Genomic DNA, 22,622 nt, shown 5'->3' with positions numbered 1-22,622 from the left:
GGTTCTGAGGCTGCTCGGCGGGTTAGGGCGCGGATGTCTACCGTGCTGTGGCATGACTACTCGAACACGTTCCGTGACGATCGTGAGCTCGCCGGGGCCGTCGCTGTCGTCGCTGCTGGTGGCGTCGCCGCTATGGGCGGGGTCCTCACCGCCGGTGGGGGCGGTGCGGTCCTGGGGGCCGGGGCCGTCGCTGCCGACGGGGACACCGCCGGCTGCCGGGCCGTCGTTGCCGGTCGAATCGCCGTCGGCGGTCGGGTCTCCACCGCCGGTGAGGCCGGAGAGGGCGGCGCTCTCGGCCCGGCCGGCGAGGTCGTCCGCGACCAGTGGACCGGGGCGGGCCCGGGGTTCCGACGGGCGCGCCGCTCGCCCTGCCGGCGGCCGCTCGCGCGGTCGCGTCCGGCGCCGGCGGTACGGGGAAGCGACTGCCGGGACAGGGGCGACCACGGTGCCGTCGAGGGGCCGTGCCGACGCGTTGTTCCCAGGGCGCGGGCACGGGTGGCACCCGTCGCACGGGTCTCCGTCGGGGTCGGGGGCGGGGTCGGGGGCGGGGTCGGGGTTGGGGCCGGGGCGGCCTCCGCACGCGGATCGCCTTCCCCTGGGAGTTCCCCGGGGAGCAGCCGCCGGGGGAGATCCTTCCGGAGCCGGGCGGGCCGCTCCTGCGGGAGAGGGTGCCGGCCTTCCGCCACCGCCTCCTCCGGGCGCCGGAACCTCCTCGCTGTCCGTCCCTTCCCCGCGGGAGGCGCCCTCCGCGCCCTCGGGGGTCGGGCCCTTCGCGTCCTCCGCGTCCTCCGAGGAGTCCGCGGTGGTGTCGGTGCCCGGAGGGGCCCTCGGGCGGGCCGAGCGCGGGCGGCTCGCGCTGACGGAGCGGTTGCCGATCTGGGCGCAGTCGCGGTGCGGCCTCGAACCCCGGACGCTGGCCGCGTTGGCCGTCGTCCTGATCGTGGCCGCCGTGTTCGCCGGACGGTACTTCTGGGCGGGCGTACCCGAAGCCGTCCGGCCGCCCGATCTGGTGCGGGAAGCGGCACCGGCGTCCTCCGCCGCCCCCGGTGCTCCCGCGCCCGCGCGAGGAGCCGGAGCGGCCGGTCCGTCGGCGGGGCCGCCCGTCGTGGTCGACGTGAGCGGCAAGGTGCGCAGGCCGGGGGTGCTCCGGTTGCCCGCCGGGTCCCGGGTCGCCGACGCCCTGCGCGCGGCGGGCGGTGCCCGGCCGGGCGCGGACCTCACCGCACTCAACCGGGCCCGGGTGCTGATGGACGGGGAGCAGGTGGTGGTGGGCCTGCCGGCCCCGGCGGGGACGGCAGGCGCGGGACCAACGGGGGCGGGCGCGACCGCGGGACCGGTCAGCCTCAGCACGGCCACCGTGGAGCAGCTCGACACGCTGCCCGGCGTCGGGCCCGTCCTCGCGCGGCACATCGTCGACCACCGCGTCCGGCACGGGGGGTTCCGTTCCGTCGACGAGCTCCGTCAGGTCAACGGCATCGGTGACCGCCGGTTCGCGGACCTCCGGCCCCTGGTACGGCCATGAGCCGCGCGGCGGTCCACGCCGCCTCCGGTCATCGGTTGGGCGCCGCCGACCCGCGCCAGGACGGCCCCGCCGACCTGCGCCTGGTCGGGCCCGCTCTGGCCGCCTGGGGAGCGGCGGCGCTCGCGCTGGGCGCACCGGCGCCGTGGACGGCGGCAGCGGTGGCCCTGGGTGCGCTGACGGCCGCCGTGCTGCTGAGAGCGGCCATGGGGAGCGGCGCCCCGCGCGTTCTCCGCCGCCCGCGTGATCGGGATCATAGGGGTGGCGACCGACGGGGTGTCGGGGACGGCGACCACCTGCCGTCGTCCGCTCGCCCGAGGCTGATCACCCGGCGCGGCAATCTGACGGCGGCCGCCGCGGTGGTGCTGTGCGCCGCGGCCGGTGCGGCCTCGGCGGGGTTCCACGGGGCGGATCTGCGGCGGGGACCGCTGCCGGGGCTGGCGCGGGAGTACGCGAGAGTCACCGTCGAACTGACCGTCACCTCCGATCCGAGGCCGGTCAGGCCCCGTGTGCTCGGCAACCGCGTGGCCCCCGGCTTCCTCGTCGTGAACGCCGATGTCACGCGCGTGACGACCGCGGACCGAGCGGTCACCCGGGTCCGCACGCCGGTCCTGGTGATCGTGCCGGCGGGCGAGGCGTGGCAGCGGCTCCTGCCTTCCACCCGGCTGAGGCTCGACGGGAGGCTGGCCCCGCCGCAGCGCACGGGGGATCCGTTCGCCGCCGTGCTGCGCGCGGGAGCGGGACCGCCGCGGCTCACGGGGCCCCCGACGGCCCTCCAGCGCCTTGCCGGAGGGCTGCGCGCGGGGCTGCGGGCCGCCACCGACGGCCTCGCGCCGGATGCCCGAGCGCTGCTGCCCGGTCTGGTCGTGGGGGACACCTCGCGCATTCCGTCCGACCTGCACGACGCCTTCGAAGCGACCGATCTGTCGCACCTCCTCGCCGTGTCCGGAAGCAACCTCACCATCGTCCTGCTGCTCCTCATCGGCTCGCCCGGTACCGCGTCGAAGGCCGAACGGGGCGGGCTCGCGCCGCGGCTGGGCATCCCGTTGCGCGCGACCGCGCTGGTCGGCGGGGCGCTCACGCTCGCCTTCGTCCTGGTCTGCAGACCCGACCCGAGCGTTCTGCGGGCCGCCGCCTGCGGGCTGATCACCCTGCTCGCCATCGGCACCGGGCGGCGCAGGTCGCTGATTCCCGCGCTGGCGGGCGCCGTGCTGCTGCTGGTGCTGTACGACCCGTGGCTGGCCCGCAGTTACGGTTTCCTGCTCTCGGTGCTGGCCACCGGAGCCCTGCTCACGATCGCCCCGCGCTGGGGCGTGGCGCTGCGGCGACGAGGAGTGCCGTCGCGGCTCGCCGAGGCCCTGGCGGCGACGGCGGCCGCCCAGGCCGTCTGCGCCCCTGTGGTGGCGGTCTTCGCCGCCAGGGTCAGCCTGGTGGCCGTCCCCTGCAATCTGGTCGCCGAGCTGGCCGTGGCCCCGGCCACCGTGCTGGGGTTCACGGCACTCGCCACCGCCCCGGTCGCCCTGCCCGTGGCCCGGCTGCTGGCCGAGTGCGCGGGCTGGCCGGCCGGGTGGATCGCGTCCGTCGCACGTGCCGGGGCCGCGCTTCCGGGGGCGGAGACGGTCTGGCCGGGCGGCTGGCTGGGCGGGGCGCTGCTCGCCGCCGCGACCGTGCTGGTCGTGCTGCTGATCCGGCGGCTCCCGGGCCGCCCGTGGGCGGCCGCCGTCTGTGCCGTGCTCCTGCTGCTCGCGGTGGTGCGCCCGGCGCCGCTCACCAGGCTCGTCACCGGTTGGCCGCCCCCGGGCTGGGTGTTCGCGATGTGCGACGTGGGCCAGGGCGATGCGACGGTGCTCGCGGCGGGGGAGGGCACGGCGGTGGTGGTGGACGCGGGGCCCGATCCGGAACCGGTGGACCGGTGCCTGAGAGACCTGGGCGTCCGCCGGGTACCGCTCGTGGTGCTCACGCACTTCCACGCCGACCACGTCGCCGGGCTGCCGGGAGTACTGCGCGGCCGCGCGGTCGGGGCGATCCAGACCACGGGCCTTCAGGATCCGCCGGACCAGGCCGCGTTCGTGCGCAGGACCGCCGCGGAGTCGGGGGTACCGGTCATCGGAGCGGGAGCGGGCGAGCGACGCCGCGTCGGGCCGCTCGACTGGCGGGTGCTGTGGCCCGACGAGTCAACGGGCCGGGCGCTTGGGCCCGTGGAGCCGAACGACGCCAGCGTCACGCTGCTCGTCCGCACCGGTGGCGTGAGTCTGCTGCTCCTCGGCGACCTGGAGCCACCGGCCCAGCAGGGCCTCGTACACCGGCACCCCGGCCTGCCTCCGGTGGACGTCCTCAAGGTCGCCCATCACGGCTCCGGCCACCAGGACACGGGTCTGATGAACAGGGTCAGGCCCCGGCTCGCCCTGGTGTCGGCCGGCCGGGACAACCCGTACGGCCACCCCTCGCCGCGCACGGTGGACGCCCTGCGGGCCGCGGGAGCGGTGGTCCTGCGCACCGACACGGACGGTGCCATCGCGGTGACCGGCGCGGGGAGGGAACTGCGGGCCGTCGCGAGGGGCCCGTGACCCGCCGCGGCGGACGGACCGGCCGACGCGGAGGAGGTGACACGCGCGGACCCGTCACGGTCGGCCGTGGGTGCCCGCAGCGGCCGGCCGCGGGCCCTGGGACGGATGACTGTCGGAGCGTGTGAAGAATGGTCCCGTGAACGATGTGAGACACGTGCTGGTGCTGCCCGACCGGGACGCGGCGGAGGAGCTCGCCGAATCGCTCGGCGACCGCTTCGGCGTCACCGAGGAGCCCCAGCTGGTACGGGACGCCCTGGCCGGTGAGGACGACGCCGAGGACGCGCAGTGGCTCGTGGTCGTCGAGGACCCGGAGGGCCGGCTGACCGCCGCCGACCTGGACGCCTTCGCCGCCGAGTGGGACGGCTGGCGGGAGGAGCCGTAAGGCCGGGCTGCGCCGGAAGCGGGGTGTCGGTGGCCCGTGCGATCCTGGTTCGCGATGGCCACCAGAAAGAACGCGACCGACGATCTGCTCGCCCCTGTCACGCTCGCCGTGGGTCAGGAGGATCTCCTTCTCGACCGTGCGGTGCAGCAGGTGGTGGCGGCCGCCCGCGCCGCCGACGCCGACACGGACGTCCGGGACCTGACCTCCGACCAGTTGCAGCCGGGTACCCTCGCCGAGCTGACGAGCCCCTCGCTCTTCGCCGAGCGCAAGGTCCTGATCGTGCGGAACGCCCACGACCTCTCCGCGGACACGATCAAGGACGTCAAGGCGTTCCTGGGCGCGCCCATCGAGGAGATCAGCCTGGTCCTGCTCCACGCCGGCGGCGCCAAGGGCAAGGGACTGCTCGACGCGGCCCGCAAGGCCGGGGCGCGGGAGGTCGCCTGTCCGAAGACGACGAAGCCGGCGGAGCGGCTGACCTTCGTGCGCGGTGAGTTCCGCGCGCTGGGCAGGTCGGCGACGCCGGAGGCGTGCCAGGCGCTCGTCGACGCGATCGGCAGCGATCTGCGGGAGCTGGCGTCCGCGGTGTCGCAGCTCACCGCCGACGTGGAGGGCACGATCGACGAGGCGGTCGTGGGGCGGTACTACACGGGCCGCGCCGAAGCCTCCAGCTTCAATGTCGCCGACCGGGCGGTGGAGGGACGCGCCGCCGAGGCCCTCGAAGCGCTGCGCTGGTCGCTGTCGACGGGGGTCGCACCCGTGCTGATCACCAGTGCGCTGGCCCAGGGCGTCCGGGCGATCGGCAAGCTCTCCTCCGCGCGGGGCGGCCGCCCCGCCGATCTCGCCCGCGAGCTCGGCATGCCGCCCTGGAAGATCGACCGTGTGCGGCAGCAGATGCGCGGCTGGACCCCGAACGGTGTGTCCGTGGCCCTCCGCGCGATCGCGGAGGCGGACGCGGGAGTCAAGGGTGGCGGCGACGACCCCGAGTACGCGCTGGAGAAGGCGGTCGTCGCGATCGCCCGAGCGGCCCGCTCCGGCCGCTGACCGTCCCCGCCCGAGCGGCCCGGCAGAGCCCGGGCGACCGGTCGCCCGGGCCGGCCGTGGCGCTTCTGGACACGCGTGCTCCCCGGGCACCTGACGGTCCGGCTCGCGACCCGGGCCCACCCCGGCTCGCGACCCGGGCCCGTCCCGGCTCGTACCCCCGTCGCCCGGCCGTCCGGCTTCGCCCCCGGGCCGTACCAGCCGGGCCCGTACCCCCAGCCCTCGGGCACACATGGGCCCCCGGCTCCCCAGCCCCCAGCCCCCAGCCTTCGGGCTCACCCCGGGCCCAGCCCCCAGCCCCTCAGGAACACACCGGGGGCCCGGGCCCCCCGCAGCACCGCCCCTCGGGCGCGCGGCGTGGTACGCCGAAGGCCCCGGTTCCCGTCCTGGGGAAGGACGGGAACCGGGGCCTTCGGGTGAAGACTTTGGTCTCGCACCCGCGTGGCGAACGCAGGCCGCGTGCGAGTCCGGGGTGCCGGTCAGGAGCGGAAGAGAGGGCCCGCTGAATCCGTTCCGGCGATCAAATCAAGAGCGTGCTCAGCCCTGGAGGGCAGCGACCTTGGTCGCCAGCGCCGACTTCTTGTTGGCGGCGGCGTTCTTGTGGATGACACCCTTCGAGACAGCCTTGTCGAGCTTGCGGGACGCCTCGCGAGCGGCCACGGTGGCCTTCTCGATGTCACCCGCGGCAGCAGCCTCACGGGCCTTGCGGATCGCGGTCTTGAGCGACGACTTGACGGCCTTGTTGCGCAGGCGCGCCTTCTCGTTCGTCTTGTTCCGCTTGATCTGGGACTTGATGTTCGCCACGAAAGAGCCTTTTCAGGTTCGTAAGGAATTACTTCGGCTGCGCCCCGTCGCTGAGAGGGCCACGAGACACAGCTGACCAGATTACCAGTCGCCCCACCAGTGGCCCAAACCGAGCGCCGGTCCCCGTCCGTGGGACCATGGAACCTACGTATCGATCCGACGTCGACCCGAGCAGAGACGCCCGGCGCCTCAAGAATCAGGACCCTGCGTGCCCGCGACCCCTAGCCACGTGCCCGAGCCGAGCCGTACCGACCCGGCGCTGATCCGCAATTTCTGCATCATCGCGCACATCGACCACGGCAAGTCGACCCTTGCCGACCGGATGCTCCAGCTGACCGGTGTGGTCGAGCAGCGGCAGATGCGCGCCCAGTACCTCGACCGCATGGACATCGAGCGCGAGCGCGGCATCACGATCAAGTCCCAGGCGGTCCGTCTGCCCTGGGCCCCCACCGAGGGCGAGGGCGCGGGCAGGACCCACATCCTCAACATGATCGACACCCCTGGGCACGTCGACTTCACCTATGAGGTGTCGCGGTCCCTGGCCGCCTGCGAGGGCACCGTCCTGCTGGTCGACGCCGCACAGGGCATCGAGGCGCAGACCCTCGCCAACCTCTACCTGGCGATGGAGAACGACCTCACCATCGTCCCGGTGCTCAACAAGATCGACCTCCCGGCCGCCCAGCCGGAGAAGTTCTCCGAGGAGCTCGCCAACCTCATCGGCTGCCAGCCGGAGGACGTGCTCAAGGTGTCCGCCAAGACCGGTGTCGGCGTGGACGCGCTGCTCGACCGGGTGGTCAGGGACGTCCCGGCCCCGGTCGGCGTCAAGGATGCGCCCGCCCGCGCGATGATCTTCGACTCCGTCTACGACTCGTACCGCGGAGTGGTGACGTACGTCCGGGTGGTCGACGGTCAGCTCAACAAGCGTGAGCGCATCCGGATGATGTCCACCGGCGCCACCCACGAGCTGCTGGAGATCGGCGTCTCGTCCCCGGAGATGACCCCGTCCGACGGCCTCGGCGTCGGTGAGGTGGGGTACCTCATCACCGGTGTGAAGGACGTCCGCCAGTCCAAGGTCGGTGACACGATCACCTCCCTGACCAAGGGCGCCACCGAGGCGCTGGGCGGTTACAAGGACCCCAAGCCGATGGTGTTCTCGGGCCTCTACCCGCTGGACGGCTCGGAGTACCCGGACCTTCGCGAGGCCCTCGACAAGCTGCAGCTCAACGACGCCGCGCTGGTGTACGAGCCGGAGACCTCGGCCGCCCTGGGCTTCGGCTTCCGCGTCGGCTTCCTCGGCCTGCTCCACCTGGACGTCATCCGGGAGCGGCTGGAGCGCGAGTTCGGCCTCGACCTGATCGCCACCGCCCCCAACGTGGTCTACCGCGTCACCATGGAGGACGGCAGCGAGCACACGGTCACCAACCCCAGCGAGTTCCCCGAGGGCAAGATCGACTCGGTGTACGAGCCGGTGGTGCGCGCCACGATCCTGGCCCCGAGCGAGTTCATCGGCGCGATCATGGAGCTCTGCCAGACCCGCCGGGGCACCCTGCTCGGCATGGACTACCTCTCCGAGGACCGGGTCGAGATCCGCTACACCCTGCCCCTCGCGGAGATCGTCTTCGACTTCTTCGACCAGCTGAAGTCCAAGACGCGCGGTTACGCCTCCCTGGACTACGAGCCCACCGGTGAGCAGGCGTCCAGCCTGGTCAAGGTCGACATCCTGCTGCACGGCGACAAGGTCGACGCCTTCTCCGCCGTCACGCACAAGGACGCGGCGTACGCGTACGGCGTGCGGCTCGTCGCCAAGCTGCGCGAGCTCATCCCCCGCCAGGCCTTCGAGGTACCGATCCAGGCCGCGATCGGCTCCCGGGTCATCGCCCGCGAGACGATCCGCGCCATCCGCAAGGACGTCCTCGCCAAGTGCTACGGCGGTGACATCTCCCGTAAGCGGAAGCTGCTGGAGAAGCAGAAGGAGGGCAAGAAGCGGATGAAGATGGTCGGCTCCGTGGAGGTCCCGCAGGAGGCCTTCATCGCGGTGCTGTCCAGCGACGACTCCGCCGGGGGCAAGTCCAAGAAGTAACCCGCGCCCCATCGCACCGCCCCGCGGCACGCGAGCCGCGGCGGAACGCCCGCACCGCGCGCCCGAAGCGTCCGGGGGGCGCCCGGAAGACGACCGAGAGGTGTCCGCCGGGCGTCCGGGACGCGGGGAGGTCACCGTGCACACGAAAGCGCCCGTTCGGCTCACCGACGGGCGCTTTCGCGTCACCACCGGGAGTGTGGAACGGCGGGCCCGGGCAGCGCAGTCGTTATGAACCGGGTATCAAGCGCCGGGCCGCAGCCCCTTACGCGGCGGACGTCCGCGCTCTAACCTGATCCCGCCCGATGGTTACTCGCCAGTTAAACAACCCGCAGTCGTGCAGCCTTGCCGCAGGCCGGAGGACGTCGTGAGCGACACAAACACCCTGATCGAGAGCCGACCGCCCTCCGTGGCGAACCTCTTCCTTGAGCGCGTGGCGAAGACCCCCGACGCGGAGGCGTACCGCTACCCGGTGCCCTCCGCCTCGCACCAGGGCCGCGACGACTGGAAGTCGCTGAGCTGGGACCAGGCGGCCGAGCGGGTGTACGCCATCGCCGCCGGTCTGATCGACCTGGGCGTCCGGCCCGAGGAGCGGGTCGCGCTCGCCTCCTCCACCCGCGTCGAGTGGATCCTCGCCGACCTCGGGGTGATGTGCGCGGGCGCCGCCACCACGACCGTCTACCCGCAGACCAACGCCGAGGAGTCGGCGTACATCCTCGCCGACTCCGAGAGCCGCGTACTGATCGCCGAGGACGCCGCGCAGCTCGCCAAGGCCCGCGAGCGGCGCGCCGACCTCCCGGGCCTCGCCCATGTGGTGGTGGTCGACCCCGCCGGGGCCGAGCCCGCCGAGGGCGACCCGGAAGGCTGGGTCCTCTCGCTCGCCGACCTGGAGGCGCGCGGCCGCACCTATCTGGAGAAGCATCCGCAGGCCGTCAAGGAGCGGGTCTCCGCGATCACCTCCGACCAGCTGGCCACCCTCATCTACACCTCCGGCACCACCGGGCGCCCCAAGGGCGTACGGCTGCCGCACGACAACTGGTCGTACATGGCCAAGGCCATCTCCGCCACCGGTCTGGTGACCAAGGACGACGTGCAGTACCTGTGGCTGCCGCTCGCCCACGTCTTCGGCAAGGTGCTGACCTCCGGCCAGATCGAGGTCGGTCACGTCACCGCGGTGGACGGACGGGTCGACAAGATCATCGACAACCTCCCGGTCGTCCAGCCGACCTACATGGCCGCCGTTCCCCGGATCTTCGAGAAGGTCTACAACGGTGTCGCGGCCAAGGCCCGGGCGGGCGGCGGCGCCAAGTACAAGATCTTCCAGTGGGCCGCGGGCGTCGCCCGGGAGTACGCCAAGGTCACCCAGGACAACTTCCGCCGCACCGGCCAGGCCACGGCACCCTTCGGGCTCACCGCCAAGCACAAGGTCGCCGACGCGCTCGTCTACTCCAAGCTCCGTGACGCCTTCGGCGGGCGGCTGCGCGCCGCCGTCTCCGGCTCGGCGGCGCTGGCCCCCGACATCGGCTACTTCTTCTCCGGCGCGGGCATCCACATCCTGGAGGGGTACGGACTGACCGAGTCCAGCGCCGCGAGCTTCGTCAACCCGGGCGAGGCGTACCGCACGGGCACGGTGGGCAAGCCGCTGCCCGGCACCGAGGTGCGGATCGCGGACGACGGCGAGATCCTGCTGCGCGGCCCCGGCATCATGGAGGGCTACCACGGGCTGCCGGAGAAGACCGCCGAGGTCCTGGAGGCGGACGGCTGGTTCCACACCGGGGACATCGGCGAGCTGTCCGTCGACGGCTACCTGCGGATCACCGACCGCAAGAAGGACCTGATCAAGACCTCCGGCGGCAAGTACATCGCGCCGGCCGAGGTCGAGGGCCAGTTCAAGGCCGTATGCCCGTTCGTCTCCAACATCCTGGTGCACGGCGCCGACCGGAACTTCTGCACGGCGCTGATCGCGCTCGACGAGCCGACGATCCTCGGCTGGGCGAAGGAGAACGGTCTCGAAGGCAGGTCGTACGCCGAGGTGGTGGCGACGCCGCAGGCACAGAAGCTGGTGCAGGGCTATGTGGACCGGCTCAACGAGGGCCTGCAGCGCTGGCAGACCATCAAGAAGTTCCGGCTGCTGCCGCGCGACCTCGACATCGAGCACGGTGAGCTGACGCCGAGCCTCAAGCTGAAGCGGCCGGTCGTCGAGCGGACGTACAAGGCGCTGATCGACGACATGTACGCCGGGTCCAAGGAAGCCTGAGCCGCGCGGCGAGTCGGTCGCGGGCCGGGCCCGGGGAGGCCTGAGCCGCCCGGTGGACCGAACGCGGGGGCGGGCGGCATGGCGCGCCCGCCCCCTATCAGTGGCCATTGTCCGCCCACTTCGATGACTCCACGCTTATGGGCGAGCTCGATCTGTCACCCTGTCCGTGTCCAGAACAGGAGTTGACCAGGAGCCGACGAGGAGCCGGACGTGGGGTCCTTTCCGACCCAGCGGGACACCGCTGACCTGTCACCTCATCATCTGCCGCGCCGCCTGGCGCCCCACCCGCCCGCACCGGGCCGGGGGCCGGGGCGTGGCGGCCAGGGCCCGGGCGGCGGCCAGACCGTCGCGCGCACCAGCCTGCCGGGCAACCCGCTCGCCCCGGCCGCCGGCCGCAGGTTCGTACGGGCCGCGCTCTCCGAGTGGACGGGCCTCGCGCTGCCCGCGGCCGCGGCCATCACCGACCGGGTCGCCGACGACGCCGTACTGGTCGTCGACGAACTCGTCACCAACGCCGTCGTCCACGCGGGCACCACCGTGGAGCTCCTCTTCCGGCTGGAGGAGCCCGCCGACGACCAGCCCGCCGCCCTGGTCCTGGAGGTGTCCGACCACCACCCCGCCCGTACCGTGCAGGACGGCCCGGGCCAGGAGGAGTCGGCAGTCGCCGAGTACGGCCGCGGGATCCAGCTCGTCGCGGCCCTCGCCGAGTGCTGGGGCATCACCTACCGCCCCGGCCTCAAGACCGTCTGGGCCCGGCTGCCGCTCGACGGATGGGACAGCTGTCCGGTGCCCGGCGGCGAGCCCGCGATCCAGCGTGGCCTGCGCGCCGCCGAGATCCTCGCCCCCACGCCCCGCCGGGCCCTGCGCGACGACGACGAGTGGGTCAGCCGCGGCGGCGCGGCCAGTCGCGTGTCCCCGAAGCGGTCACCGCCCTCATCGAGGACCTCGTGCGGCGCGTGGCCCTCGCGGTGGGCGCGGCCCGCCGCTACACCCGCCAGGCCACCATCAGCCGGGTCCTCCAGCGCGGCCTCCTGCCCAGCAAGGTCGCCCAGGTCCCGGGCGTCGAGAGCTGCGTGGTGTACGAGCCCAGCGACGAGGGGCTCGCCGGGGGTGACTTCTACGACGTCTTCCCGTCGGGACCCCTCCGGGCGGGACCCGGTGCCCAGCGCTACGGCTTCATGCTCGGCGACGTCCAGGGCAGCGGCCCGGAGGCCGCCGTCGTCACCGGGCTGGCCCGCCCCTGGCTGCGGCTGCTCGCCCGCGAGGGCCACCAGGTCGGAGAGGTCCTCGACCGGCTCAACCGGCTGCTGCTCGACGACGCGACGGACGCCGCCGAGGCCGCGGCCATGATGGTCGCGGCGGTCGGCGGCGAGGACGGCCTCGGGCACGACACACCGGGCCCGGCGCAGTCACGGTTCCTGTCCCTGCTCTACGGCGAGCTGGTCCCGCTGGCGCCGGCGGACGGCGGCGGCGCGTCCTGCACCCTGGCCTGCGCGGGGCACCCCCTGCCCCTGCTGCTGCGTCCCGACGGTTCGGTGACCCCGGTGGCGGAACCCCAGGTCCTTCTCGGAGTCGTCGACGACGTGGCCTACGAGAGCCGCACCTTCCGGCTGGCGCCCGGCGACACCCTCCTGTGCGTCACCGACGGGGTGACCGAGCGCCGCTCGCGCGGGGGACGCATGTTCGACGACGAGGACGGCCTGGCGCGGGCCCTCGCGCGGTGCGCCGGACTGACCGCCCAGGCCGTGGCCGAACGCATCAAGCGGGAGGTCCACGCCTTCGGCGACTCCCCGGTACGGGACGACCTGGCCCTCCTGGTCCTCCAGGCCCGCCGCTGAGCCCGGTGGCCCGGGCGCCGGCCCCGGGCCACGGGACCTGGCCCGCGCCCGTCCCGGCCGGGCTCACCGGGCCGACGCGGGGCACCGCCCCCGTGACGGACAATGGGCGGTATGCCTTCCGTACTGCCCGATGGTGAGCCCATGCCCGAGGACGGCGCGCTGCCCGCGTCCGCGCTGCTCGGGGCCGGTGAGCGGCCGCTCGGGTTCTATCTGCACGTCCCGTACTGCGCCACCCGCTGCGGCTACTGCGACTTCAACACCTACACCGCCACCGAGCTGCGCGGCTCGGGCGGTGTCCTGGCCTCGCGCGACAACTACGCCGACACCCTGAACGACGAGGTCCGCCTCGCCCGCAAGGTGCTCGGCGACGACCCGCGGCCGGTACGGACGGTCTTCGTCGGCGGAGGCACCCCGACGCTGCTCGCCGCCGCCGATCTGGTGCGCATGCTGGACGCGGTACGGCAGGAGTTCGGGCTCGCGGACGACGCGGAGATCACCACCGAGGCGAACCCGGAGTCGGTGGACGCGGACTACCTGGCGGAGCTGCGCGCCGGAGGCTTCAACCGGATCTCCTTCGGCATGCAGAGCGCGCGGCAGCACGTGCTGAAGGTGCTGGACCGCACACACACCCCGGGACGGCCCGAGGCGTGCGTCGCGGAGGCCCGGAAGGCCGGCTTCGAGCACGTCAACCTGGACCTGATCTACGGCACGCCCGGCGAGAGCGACGACGACTGGCGCGCCTCCCTGGAAGCGGCGATCGGCGCGGGCCCCGACCACGTCTCGGCCTACGCCCTGATCGTCGAGGAGGGCACCCAGCTGGCCCGCCGCATCCGGCGCGGCGAGGTGCCGATGACCGACGACGACGTCCACGCCGACCGCTATCTGATCGCCGACGAGATGATGGCGCAGGCCGGTTTCGACTGGTACGAGGTCTCCAACTGGGCCACCACCGAGGCCGGAAGGTGCCTGCACAACGAGCTGTACTGGCGCGGGGCCGACTGGTGGGGCGCGGGCCCCGGAGCGCACAGCCACGTCGGCGGCGTGCGCTGGTGGAACGTCAAGCACCCCGGTGCCTACGCGGCCGCCCTCGCCGGCGGCCGGTCCCCGGGGGCCGGCCGCGAGGTGCTGGCCGCCGAGGACCGTCGGGTGGAGCGGGTGCTGCTGGAACTGCGGCTGCGGGAGGGGTGTCCGCTGGAGCTGCTGAAGCCCGCCGGGCTCGCCGCCGCCGAGCGCGCCGTACAGGACGGCCTGTTGGAGCCCGGGCCGTACGCCCGGGGCCGCGCCGTGCTCACCCTGCGCGGCAGGCTGCTGGCGGACGCGGTGGTGCGGGACCTGGTGGACTGACCCGCCTGTGGCCCGGTCGGGGTCCGGGCGCCGCCCCTCAGGCCCCCTCGGGGGCCGTCACGAAGTCGATCAGCTCCTCCACCCGGCCCAGCAGCGACGGCTCCAGGTCCTTGTACGAGCGGACCTTCGACAGGATGTGCTGCCACGCCGCGCCCGTGTTGTCCGGCCAGCCGAGGGCGCGGCACACGCCCCTCTTCCAGTCCTGCCCGCGCGGAACAGCCGGCCACTCCCGGATCCCCACGGAGGAGGGCTTCACCGCCTCCCAGACGTCGATGTACGGGTGGCCGACGACCAGGGTGTGCGCGTCCGTCACCGAAGCCGCGATGCGGGATTCCTTGGAGCCCGGCACCAGATGGTCCACCAGGACGCCCAGCCGGGCATCGGGGCCGGGCCCGAACTCGCGCACGATCGAGGGAAGGTCGTCGACGCCCTCCAGGTACTCCACGACCACGCCCTCGATGCGCAGGTCGTCCCCCCACACCCGTTCCACCAGCTCGGCGTCGTGGCGGCCCTCCACGTAGATCCGTCCCGCCCTCGCGACCCTGGCCCGGGCCCCCGGGACCGCGAGGGAGCCGGAGGCGGTCCGGGAGGGCCGTACGGGCGCCGGCGCCGCGGCGGCCGGGCGGACCAGGGTGACCGGGCGGCCCTCCAGCAGGAAGCCGCGGGGCGTCATCGGGAAGACCCGGTGCTTGCCGAACCGGTCCTCCAGGGTCACCGTCGGTCCCTCGGCGGTCTTCTCCGTACGGATCACCGCACCGCAGAAACCCGTACCGACCTCCTCGACCACCAGGTCCGGCTCGGCGGCCACTTCGGGCACGGGCGCGGAACGCTTCCAGGGCGGGGTCAGATCCGGGTTGTAGCTGCGCATGCGCCAGACGCTACGACACGCCGAAACGCCGGGCCAGCTCATCGCGTTGAGCGCGTACGAAAGCGGCGTCGACGACCGCCCCGTGGCCCGGCACGTACACCGCGTCCTCGCCGCCCAGCTCCAGCAGCCGGTCCAGCGCGGCGGGCCAGCGGGAGGGGATCGCGTCCGGCCCGGCCTGCGGGTCGCCCGACTCCTCCACGAGGTCGCCGCAGAAGACCACCTCGGGCGAGCCCTCCGTCCCCGGCACCAGCAGCACCAGGTCATGACCGCTGTGCCCCGGCCCCACATTGGCCAGCAGCACCTGGCGTCCGCCCAGCTCCAGCGTCCACTCGCCGCACACCAGGTGGTGCGGCGGGACCAGCACGTCGGTCGCCTCGACGGCGTCCGCCTCGGCGACGCCGTGGGACACCGCCGAGTGCCGCAGCCCGTCGCGCTCGCGGACCATCACGGTGTCGACGCCCACCGCGCCGTACACCTCCGCCCCGGCGAAGGCCGCCGTGCCCAGTACATGATCGAAGTGGGGGTGGCTGAGTGCGATATGCGTCACTCGCCGGCCGCCGAGCAGCCCCTGCGCCTGGGTGCGCAGCTCAGCGCCCTCCCGGAGGGTGGAGCCCGTGTCGAAGAGCAGTGCCGCGTCCTCACCGACCACAAGAGCGGTGGTCGCGTCCCATACCGGAAGGCGGCGCCGGCCCACACCCGTGGCGAGCCGCTCCCATCCGAAGTCTTCCCAACTGACGTCCATACGGCGACGCTATCGGCATCGACCAGCGTAGTCGCGCGGTAGCGTGGCCGGCCGCCCTTGCTAGGGGTGTACCTCCGCGCCGTACACTGGCCGGGTGATTGCTGGCACTCGGACAAGGTGAGTGCCAACAGCACGGCAGGGAACACAGCAGGAACACGGCAGGAACCAGAGCTGGAGGTGTGCGCGATGCTCAGCGAACGCAGACTCGAGGTGCTGCGCGCCATCGTCCAGGACTATGTGGGCACCGAGGAGCCCGTCGGCTCCAAGGCGCTCACCGAGCGGCACAAGCTCGGGGTCTCGCCCGCCACCGTGCGCAACGACATGGCGGTGCTGGAGGAGGAGGGGTTCATCGCCCAGCCCCACACCAGCGCGGGCCGCATCCCCACCGACAAGGGCTACCGGCTCTTCGTCGACAAGCTCGCCGGGGTCAAGCCCCTGTCGACCCCCGAGCGGCGCGCCATCCAGAACTTCCTGGACAGCGCGGTGGACCTCGACGACGTCGTGGCCCGCACGGTCCGGCTGCTGGCGCAGCTGACCCGGCAGGTCGCGGTCGTCCAGTACCCGTCGCTGACCCGTTCGACCGTGCGGCACGTCGAGCTGCTGTCGCTGGCCCCGGCCCGGCTGATGCTCGTCCTGATCACCGACACGGGCCGGGTGGAGCAGCGTATGGTCGACTGCCCCGCCCCGTTCGGCGAGACATCGCTGGCCGACCTGCGGGCCCGGCTCAACAGCCGGGTCGTGGGGCGACGGTTCACCGATGTGCCGCAGTTGGTGCAGGACCTTCCCGAGTCCTTCGAGATGGAGGACCGCGGGACCGTCTCCACGGTGCTGGCCACACTGCTGGAGACCCTGGTGGAGGAGACCGAGGAGCGGCTGATGATCGGCGGTACCGCCAATCTCACGCGCTTCGGTCATGACTTCCCGCTGACGATCCGGCCTGTGCTGGAGGCGCTGGAGGAGCAGGTCGTGCTCCTCAAGCTGCTCGGCGAGGCGACGGACTCGGCCATGACCGTACGTATCGGGCACGAGAACGCCCACGAGGGGCTCAGCTCCACGTCCGTCGTCGCGGTCGGCTACGGTTCGGGCGACGAGGCAGTCGCCAAACTCGGCGTGGTCGGACCGACCCGCATGGACTACCCCGGAACGATGGGAGCGGTACGCGCAGTGGCACGTTACGTCGGACAGATCCTGGCGGAGTCGTAAGTGGCCACGGACTACTACGCCGTACTCGGCGTGCGCCGCGACGCTTCCCAGGACGAGATCAAGAAGGCATTCCGGCGGCTCGCACGCGAGCTGCACCCGGATGTCAACCCCGATCCGAAGACGCAGGAGCGCTTCAAGGAGATCAACGCCGCCTACGAGGTGTTGTCGGACCCGCAGAAGAAGCAGGTCTACGACCTCGGCGGTGACCCGCTCTCCGCCTCCGGCGGCGGCGCGGGCGCGGGCGGCTTCGGGGCGGGTGGCTTCGGCAACTTCTCCGACATCATGGACGCCTTCTTCGGTACGGCGTCCCAGCGCGGGCCGCGGTCGCGGACCCGGCGCGGCCAGGACGCGATGATCCGCCTGGAGATCGAGCTCAACGAGGCGGCCTTCGGTACGACGAAGGACATCCAGGTCGACACGGCGGTCGTCTGTACGACCTGCTCCGGCGAGGGCGCGGCTCCGGGCACCTCCGCCCAGACCTGTGACATGTGCCGCGGCCGTGGCGAGGTGTCGCAGGTGACCCGGTCCTTCCTGGGCCAGGTCATGACCTCCCGGCCGTGCCCCCAGTGCCAGGGCTTCGGGACCGTGGTACCGACGCCGTGCCCGGAGTGCGCCGGTGACGGCCGCGTCCGCTCGCGCCGGACCCTCACGGTCAAGATCCCGGCCGGTGTCGACAACGGGACCCGCATCCAGCTCGCGGGCGAGGGCGAGGTCGGCCCCGGCGGCGGCCCCGCCGGAGACCTGTACGTCGAGATCCACGAGCTGCCGCACTCGGTCTTCCAGCGCCGTGGCGACGATCTGCACTGCACGGTGACGATCCCCATGACGGCGGGCGCGCTCGGCACGAAGGTGCCGCTGGAGACGCTGGACGGCATCGAGGAGGTCGACATCCGGCCGGGCACGCAGTCCGGCCAGTCCATCCCGCTGCACGGGCGCGGTGTCACGCACCTGCGCGGTGGCGGCCGCGGTGACCTGATCGTCCACGTGGAGGTCACCACGCCGTCGAAGATGGACGCGGAGCAGGAGCGACTGCTGCGGGAGCTGGCGAAGCTGCGCGGCGAGGAGCGGCCCACGGGGCAGTTCCAGCCGGGCCAGCAGGGGCTGTTCTCCCGGCTGAAGGACGCGTTCAACGGCCGGTAAGGCCGCCGGTGCGGTGGTGCGGGGCGGGGGAGCCATCCTCCGCCCCGCACCGCTGTCCGGGACCGGCGCCGGAGACAGCGCGACCCGCTGTCCTCCTCCCGGCCGACGGGCGGGACGGGCGGGCCGGGCGATTCGGGGGGCCGGGCCGGGGCGTGACACCATGCCTGCATGTCCTCCGCACTGACCGATCTCTGCCGTCACCCGATCGTGCAGGCCCCCATGGCGGGCGGCGCCTCCTGCCCCCAGCTCGTCGCCGCCGTGTCCGATGCCGGGGGCCTCGGCTTCCTGGCCGCCGGGTACAAGACGGCCGACGGCATGTACCAGGAGGTCCAACAGGTCCGCGGGCTGACCGCACAGCCCTTCGGGGTCAACCTCTTCATGCCGCAGCCGGGGCACGCCGACGCCGCCGCCGTCGACGTGTACCGCCACCAGCTCGCCGGAGAGGCCACCTGGTACGAGACACCGCTGGGCGACCCCGATGCCGGGCGGGACGACGGGTACGACGCCAAGCTGGCCATCCTGCTGGACGACCCCGTCCCCGTCGTGTCGTTCACCTTCGGGTGCCCGAGCCGCGAGACCCTCGACGCGTTCGCCCGCGCCGGGACGTTCACCGTGGTGACGGTCACCTCGGTCGAGGAGGCCCAGGCGGCGCAGCTGGCGGGCGCGGACGCCGTGTGCGTCCAGGGCATCGAGGCGGGCGGGCACCAGGGCACCCACCGGGACGACCCCGCCGCGGACGGCTCCGGGGCCGGGCTGTTGTCGTTGATCCCCCGGGTCCGCGAGTCCGTGCGGCTGCCGATCGTCGCCGCGGGCGGCCTGATGCGCGGCTCCCAGATCGCGGCCGTCCTCGCCGCGGGTGCCGAGGCCGCGCAGCTCGGCACGGCGTTCCTGGTCTGCCCCGAGTCGGGCGCGAACGTCCTGCACAAGCAGGCCATGACCAACCCGCTGTTCACCCGCACCGAGCTGACCCGCGCGTTCTCCGGGCGGCCCGCTCGGGGCCTGGTCAACCGCTTCATGCGCGAGCACGGCCCGTACGCCCCCGCCGCCTACCCCGAGGTGCACCACCTCACGAGCGGTCTGCGCAAGGCCGCCGCCAAGGCGGGGGACCCGCAGGGCATGGCGCTGTGGGCCGGTCAGGGCCACCGGATGGCGCGCGACCTGCCCGCCGGACAGCTGGTCGAGGTGCTCAACGCCGAACTGACCTCGGCCGTGGCCGCGTTGGCGCTGCGGGGTGCCGCGTGACCGCCCCCGTCTTCGTCGTCGACCACGTCACGGCCGGCACGGTCACGCTGGACGGCCCGGAAGGACGGCACGCCGTCTCGGTGCGCCGGCTGCGCGTGGGCGAGGAGATCGTCCTCACCGACGGCGCCGGGACCGGTGCGTACGGCACCGTCGCGGCCGTCGAGGGCAAGGACCGCCTCGACGTGTCCGTCACCGAGGTACGGACGGAACCCGCGCCCGCGCCCCGTATCACCGTGGTCCAGGCCCTCCCCAAGGGCGACCGCGGCGAACTGGCCGTCGAGACCATGACCGAGACCGGCGTCGACGCCGTCGTGCCGTGGGCGGCCTCCCGCTGCATCACCCAGTGGAAGGGCGACCGGGGGCTCAAGGCGCTCGCGAAGTGGCGTGCCACCGCGCGCGAGGCCGGGAAGCAGTCACGCAGGCTCCGCTTCCCCGAGGTCGCGGACGCGGCGTCGACCAAGCAGGTCGCCGCGCTGCTCGCCGCGGCGGACTTCGCGGCCGTGCTGCACGAGGAGGGCGCCGAGCCGCTGGCCACCGCCGCGCTTCCCGCGGCGGGCGAGATCGTGCTGGTCGTCGGTCCCGAGGGCGGTGTCTCGCCGCAGGAGCTGGCGGCGTTCGCGGAGGCGGGCGCGAAGCCCTTCAGGCTGGGACGCAGCGTGCTGCGCACGTCGACGGCCGGGACGGCCGCCACGGCGCTGCTGCTGGGCCGCTCGGGCCGCTGGTCCTGAACCCGCGGCGGGGCCGGGACGGCCGCCCCCAACAGGGGCCCACCGGCCCGATTGTCCTACCCGCTCCGTAGGGTGGCGGCATGTCCGACGAGTCTCCTCTCATCCGCAGCCTGCGCGCCGCCGTCGCCGCCGCACCCGGCGACGTACCCCTGCGGCTGCACCTCGCCGAACTGCTGCTCGCGGCAGGGCGGAACGACGACGCCGTGACCGAGGCGGCCGTGGCCCTCCAGCACGCCCCGGGTGACGCGGACGCCCGCGCCCTGATGGGCCGCGCCATGGGCATGCCGCCCGCCGCCCCGCCGCACGCCCCGCCGCACGCCCCGCACACGCCCCAGGCCCCCGCCGCCCCGCCGCCCGTGGAGAGCGGCGGTGGCACCGGCTTCGACTGGGCGGCCGCCGAGCAGGAGGTCGGCGACATCGTGCGGCCCCGGTTCGTCGAGGGCACGGAGGCGCCCCTCACGGCCGACAGCCACGGCGACGACCGGGGCGACGCCGACACCTGGGACGTCGAGACGCCCGGCGGCATACGGCTCGCCGACGTCGGCGGCATGCAGGAGGTCAAGGACCGCCTGGAGGCCGCCTTCCTGGCGCCCATGCGCAACCCCGAGCTGCGCAAGCTGTACGGCAAGAGCCTGCGCGGCGGACTGCTGCTCTACGGGCCGCCCGGCTGCGGCAAGACGTTCATCGCCCGGGCCGTGGCCGGGGAGCTCGGAGCCGGCTTCCTGTCGATCTCCCTCAGCGACATCCTCGACATGTACATCGGCGCCTCCGAGAAGAACGTCCACGACATCTTCGAGACCGCCCGCCGCCAGGCCCCCTGCGTCGTCTTCCTCGACGAGCTCGACGCGCTCGGCGCCAAGCGCAGCCGCACCCACCACAGCGGACTGCGCAACGTCGTCAACCAGCTCCTCACCGAGCTGGACGGCATCGCGGGCGCCGCCAACGACGGCGTCTTCGTGCTGGCCGCCACCAACGTCCCCTGGGACGTGGACATCGCGCTGCGCCGGCCCGGCCGCCTCGACCGCACCCTCCTCGTCCTGCCGCCCGACGCGGCCGCCCGGGACGCGATCCTCCGCTACCACCTGCGCGAGCGCCCGATCGAATCCGTCGACCTGGGCAAACTCGTCAAGGCCACGGAGGACTTCTCCGGCGCCGACCTCGCCCACGTCTGCGAGAGCGCCGCCGAGTCCGCCCTCCTCGACTCCGCCCGGACCGGCAGGATCCGCATGATCGGCATGGCGGACCTGCTGGGCGCCGCCCGGCAGATCAGGCCCTCCACCGAGCCCTGGTTCGCCACGGCCCGCAATGTGGCGACGTTCGCCAACGACGGGGGGATGTACGACGACCTCCTCGCGTACCTGAAGAAGAAGCGCAGACTGTGACCACCCCTCCGCCGCACCCCCTCACCCTCGAACGCGCCGAGGCGCTCTACGACCTGGAGCGGTACGAGCAGGCCGCCGCCCTCGTCTCGGCCCATCTGGCCGGGCACCCGGACGACGGCCCGGCGCTCGCCCTGCTCGCCCGCTGCCGACGCCACCTCGGGGACCACGGGGAGGCGCTGCGTCTCGCCGACGAGGCACTGCGCGCCGACCCGGAGCTCCCCTCGGCCTGGTTCCTCCGTGCCGACCTGCTGAGCAACGGGCGCAATCACGGTGACGCCGAGGCCGCCGCGCGGCGCGGCCTCGCCCTGATCCCGCACCACTGGAGCGGGTACCACGTCCTCGCCTCGATCCTGGACCGGTCGGGGAACCCGGCGCGGCGCCCCGAGGCGTACTCCCTCGCCCGCCACGCGGTCCAGCTGGGGCCCGAGGAGGACGCGACGCACTTCCTGGTGGGCCTCCTGGCCTACCGGATGGGCGACCACCGCACGGCGGAACAGGCGTACGAGAACGCCCTGCGGCTCAACCCCGAGAGCAGCGAGGCGCACAACAACCTCTCCCTGCTGCATCTGAGGCGACGCTGGTACCGGCGCGGCGCGTGGACCCGGGCCGCCGAGGGGTTCGTCGACTCGGCGGCGCTCGACCTGGAGGACCGCGAGGCCCGCTTCAACCTGGAGACCATGGCCTGGGGCACGGCCGCGGGCGCCCGCTGGGTGGCCCTCGCCGGCTTCTTCGCCGCGGCCGTCGGCTCGGCGCAGCTGCGCGGCGGCTCCTCCGGCACCCCGGCGGTGGTCGCCGAACTCGTGGGCGCGGGCGTGCTGCTCGCGCTGTGGACGGGCTGGCTGCTGTGGATGCGGCGCCGGGTGCCCCCCAGACTGCGCCGGCCGTTGCTGCTGATCTCCAGGCGGTGTCCGCCGGTGCTGTGGATGGCGGGCGCGGTCGGGCTGCTCGGACTGCACTCGGTGCTCACCCTGGCGCTGCCCGGCGCGGGCGCCGGGTTCGTGGCCGCGCTGGGCACCCCGCTGTTCTGGGCCGTGGTCGTCACCTACTGGGTCAGCAGGTCGGCGCTCGGACGGCGCGCGCCCGGCCGATAGGGTACGTCCGTAGCCGACAAGCAGAGAAGGGACCGGAACATGGCCGGAGAGCCGCAGAGCGACTGCCTGTTCTGCAAGATCGTGGCGGGGGAGGTCCCGGCCACGATCGTCCGTGAGTCGGAGACGACCGTCGCCTTCCGCGACATCAATCCGCAGGCGCCCACCCACGTCCTGGTCATCCCCAAGGCGCACCACGCGGACGCCGCGGCGCTCGCCGCCGCCGAGCCGGGCATCGCGGCCGACGTGCTGCGCGAGGCGGGCGAGATCGCCGCGCAGGAGAACGTCCGGGGCAGCGGATACCGCGTCGTCTTCAACACCGGGTCCGGCGCGGGCCAGACCGTCTTCCACGCGCACGCGCACGTCCTCGGGGGCCGCGGCCTCGAATGGCCCCCCGGATAGT

At 73.6% G+C, this 22,622-nt stretch carries 17 protein-coding genes and 1 pseudogene; 15 read left to right on the top strand and 3 right to left on the bottom strand.

What is annotated here, in order from left to right; translation table 11 throughout:
* Positions 1-802 precede the first annotated feature (802 nt).
* The 4 genes from PUR26_RS34685 to holA all read left to right on the top strand — a co-directional run bounded on the left by PUR26_RS34685 (position 803) and on the right by holA (position 5,509).
* On the top strand, positions 803-1,522 hold the full coding sequence (locus PUR26_RS34685) for a helix-hairpin-helix domain-containing protein (protein ID WP_443077065.1): 720 nt from the start codon (positions 803-805) through the stop codon (positions 1,520-1,522).
* Complete coding sequence (locus PUR26_RS13465; protein WP_329872411.1) at positions 1,519-4,086, top strand: ComEC/Rec2 family competence protein; 2,568 nt, start codon at positions 1,519-1,521, stop codon at positions 4,084-4,086. Before PUR26_RS34685 ends, PUR26_RS13465 begins: the two co-directional genes overlap by 4 nt.
* 136 nt (positions 4,087-4,222) lie before the next feature.
* Positions 4,223-4,468, top strand: a complete 246-nt coding sequence (locus tag PUR26_RS13460; protein WP_329872409.1) for a hypothetical protein — start codon at positions 4,223-4,225, stop codon at positions 4,466-4,468.
* 54 nt (positions 4,469-4,522) lie between these two features.
* Entirely contained in the window at positions 4,523-5,509 is a 987-nt protein-coding gene (gene holA / locus PUR26_RS13455; RefSeq protein ID WP_329872407.1) for a DNA polymerase III subunit delta, read from the top strand.
* Between the two features lie 534 nt (positions 5,510-6,043).
* Here holA and rpsT read toward each other — a convergent pair.
* Positions 6,044-6,310 carry a 30S ribosomal protein S20 gene (rpsT, locus tag PUR26_RS13450; RefSeq protein WP_329872405.1) on the bottom strand — a complete coding sequence of 89 codons (267 nt, stop codon included), beginning with the start codon at positions 6,308-6,310 and terminating at the stop codon, positions 6,044-6,046.
* A gap of 208 nt (positions 6,311-6,518) precedes the next feature.
* Here rpsT and lepA point away from each other — a divergent pair, with 208 nt between their 5' ends.
* The 4 genes and pseudogenes from lepA to hemW all read left to right on the top strand — a co-directional run bounded on the left by lepA (position 6,519) and on the right by hemW (position 13,826).
* Positions 6,519-8,390, top strand: coding sequence for a translation elongation factor 4 (gene lepA / locus PUR26_RS13445; protein ID WP_329872403.1), 1,872 nt, complete (start codon positions 6,519-6,521; stop codon positions 8,388-8,390).
* 364 nt (positions 8,391-8,754) lie between these two features.
* Positions 8,755-10,644 carry an AMP-dependent synthetase/ligase gene (locus PUR26_RS13440; protein ID WP_329872402.1) on the top strand — a complete coding sequence of 630 codons (1,890 nt, stop codon included), beginning with the start codon at positions 8,755-8,757 and terminating at the stop codon, positions 10,642-10,644.
* Between the two features lie 261 nt (positions 10,645-10,905).
* Positions 10,906-12,482, top strand: a pseudogene (locus PUR26_RS13435) (PP2C family protein-serine/threonine phosphatase).
* A 111-nt stretch (positions 12,483-12,593) separates the two neighbouring features.
* Positions 12,594-13,826: a radical SAM family heme chaperone HemW gene (hemW, locus tag PUR26_RS13430; protein ID WP_329872401.1), complete on the top strand. Its 1,233-nt coding sequence runs from the start codon at positions 12,594-12,596 to the stop codon at positions 13,824-13,826.
* Positions 13,827-13,863: 37 nt separating this feature from the next.
* Here hemW and PUR26_RS13425 read toward each other — a convergent pair whose 3' ends face one another.
* On the bottom strand, positions 13,864-14,694 hold the full coding sequence (locus PUR26_RS13425; RefSeq protein WP_329872399.1) for a DUF3097 domain-containing protein: 831 nt from the start codon (positions 14,692-14,694) through the stop codon (positions 13,864-13,866).
* A gap of 10 nt (positions 14,695-14,704) precedes the next feature.
* Positions 14,705-15,436, bottom strand: a complete 732-nt coding sequence (locus PUR26_RS13420) for an MBL fold metallo-hydrolase (RefSeq protein ID WP_329872397.1) — start codon at positions 15,434-15,436, stop codon at positions 14,705-14,707.
* 186 nt (positions 15,437-15,622) lie between these two features.
* Here PUR26_RS13420 and hrcA point away from each other — a divergent pair, with 186 nt between their 5' ends.
* The 7 genes from hrcA (at position 15,623) to PUR26_RS13385 (ending at position 22,621) form a co-directional block, all read left to right on the top strand.
* A complete protein-coding gene (gene hrcA, locus PUR26_RS13415) occupies positions 15,623-16,639 on the top strand; it encodes a heat-inducible transcriptional repressor HrcA (RefSeq protein WP_329872396.1) in 1,017 nt (338 codons plus the stop codon).
* Entirely contained in the window at positions 16,640-17,779 is a 1,140-nt protein-coding gene (gene dnaJ, locus PUR26_RS13410; RefSeq protein ID WP_329872394.1) for a molecular chaperone DnaJ, read from the top strand.
* A gap of 168 nt (positions 17,780-17,947) precedes the next feature.
* A complete protein-coding gene (locus PUR26_RS13405) occupies positions 17,948-19,021 on the top strand; it encodes a nitronate monooxygenase (protein WP_329872393.1) in 1,074 nt (357 codons plus the stop codon).
* Positions 19,018-19,749 carry a 16S rRNA (uracil(1498)-N(3))-methyltransferase gene (locus tag PUR26_RS13400; RefSeq protein WP_329872391.1) on the top strand — a complete coding sequence of 244 codons (732 nt, stop codon included), beginning with the start codon at positions 19,018-19,020 and terminating at the stop codon, positions 19,747-19,749. The genes PUR26_RS13405 and PUR26_RS13400 overlap by 4 nt, the downstream gene beginning before the upstream one ends.
* Before the next feature lie 80 nt (positions 19,750-19,829).
* On the top strand, positions 19,830-21,131 hold the full coding sequence (locus PUR26_RS13395) for an ATP-binding protein (RefSeq protein WP_329872389.1): 1,302 nt from the start codon (positions 19,830-19,832) through the stop codon (positions 21,129-21,131).
* A complete protein-coding gene (locus PUR26_RS13390) occupies positions 21,128-22,222 on the top strand; it encodes a tetratricopeptide repeat protein (RefSeq protein WP_329872387.1) in 1,095 nt (364 codons plus the stop codon). The genes PUR26_RS13395 and PUR26_RS13390 overlap by 4 nt, the downstream gene beginning before the upstream one ends.
* A gap of 39 nt (positions 22,223-22,261) precedes the next feature.
* Positions 22,262-22,621: a histidine triad nucleotide-binding protein gene (locus PUR26_RS13385; RefSeq protein WP_329872386.1), complete on the top strand. Its 360-nt coding sequence runs from the start codon at positions 22,262-22,264 to the stop codon at positions 22,619-22,621.
* The last annotated feature ends 1 nt before the right edge of the window (position 22,622 follow it).

It is taken from the genome of Streptomyces sp. SP18CS02 (assembly GCF_036322365.1).
Classification (GTDB): Bacteria; Actinomycetota; Actinomycetes; order Streptomycetales; family Streptomycetaceae; genus Streptomyces.
Note: the sequence above shows the minus strand (reverse complement) of the source record. Positions and strands in the feature narration are given on the sequence as shown.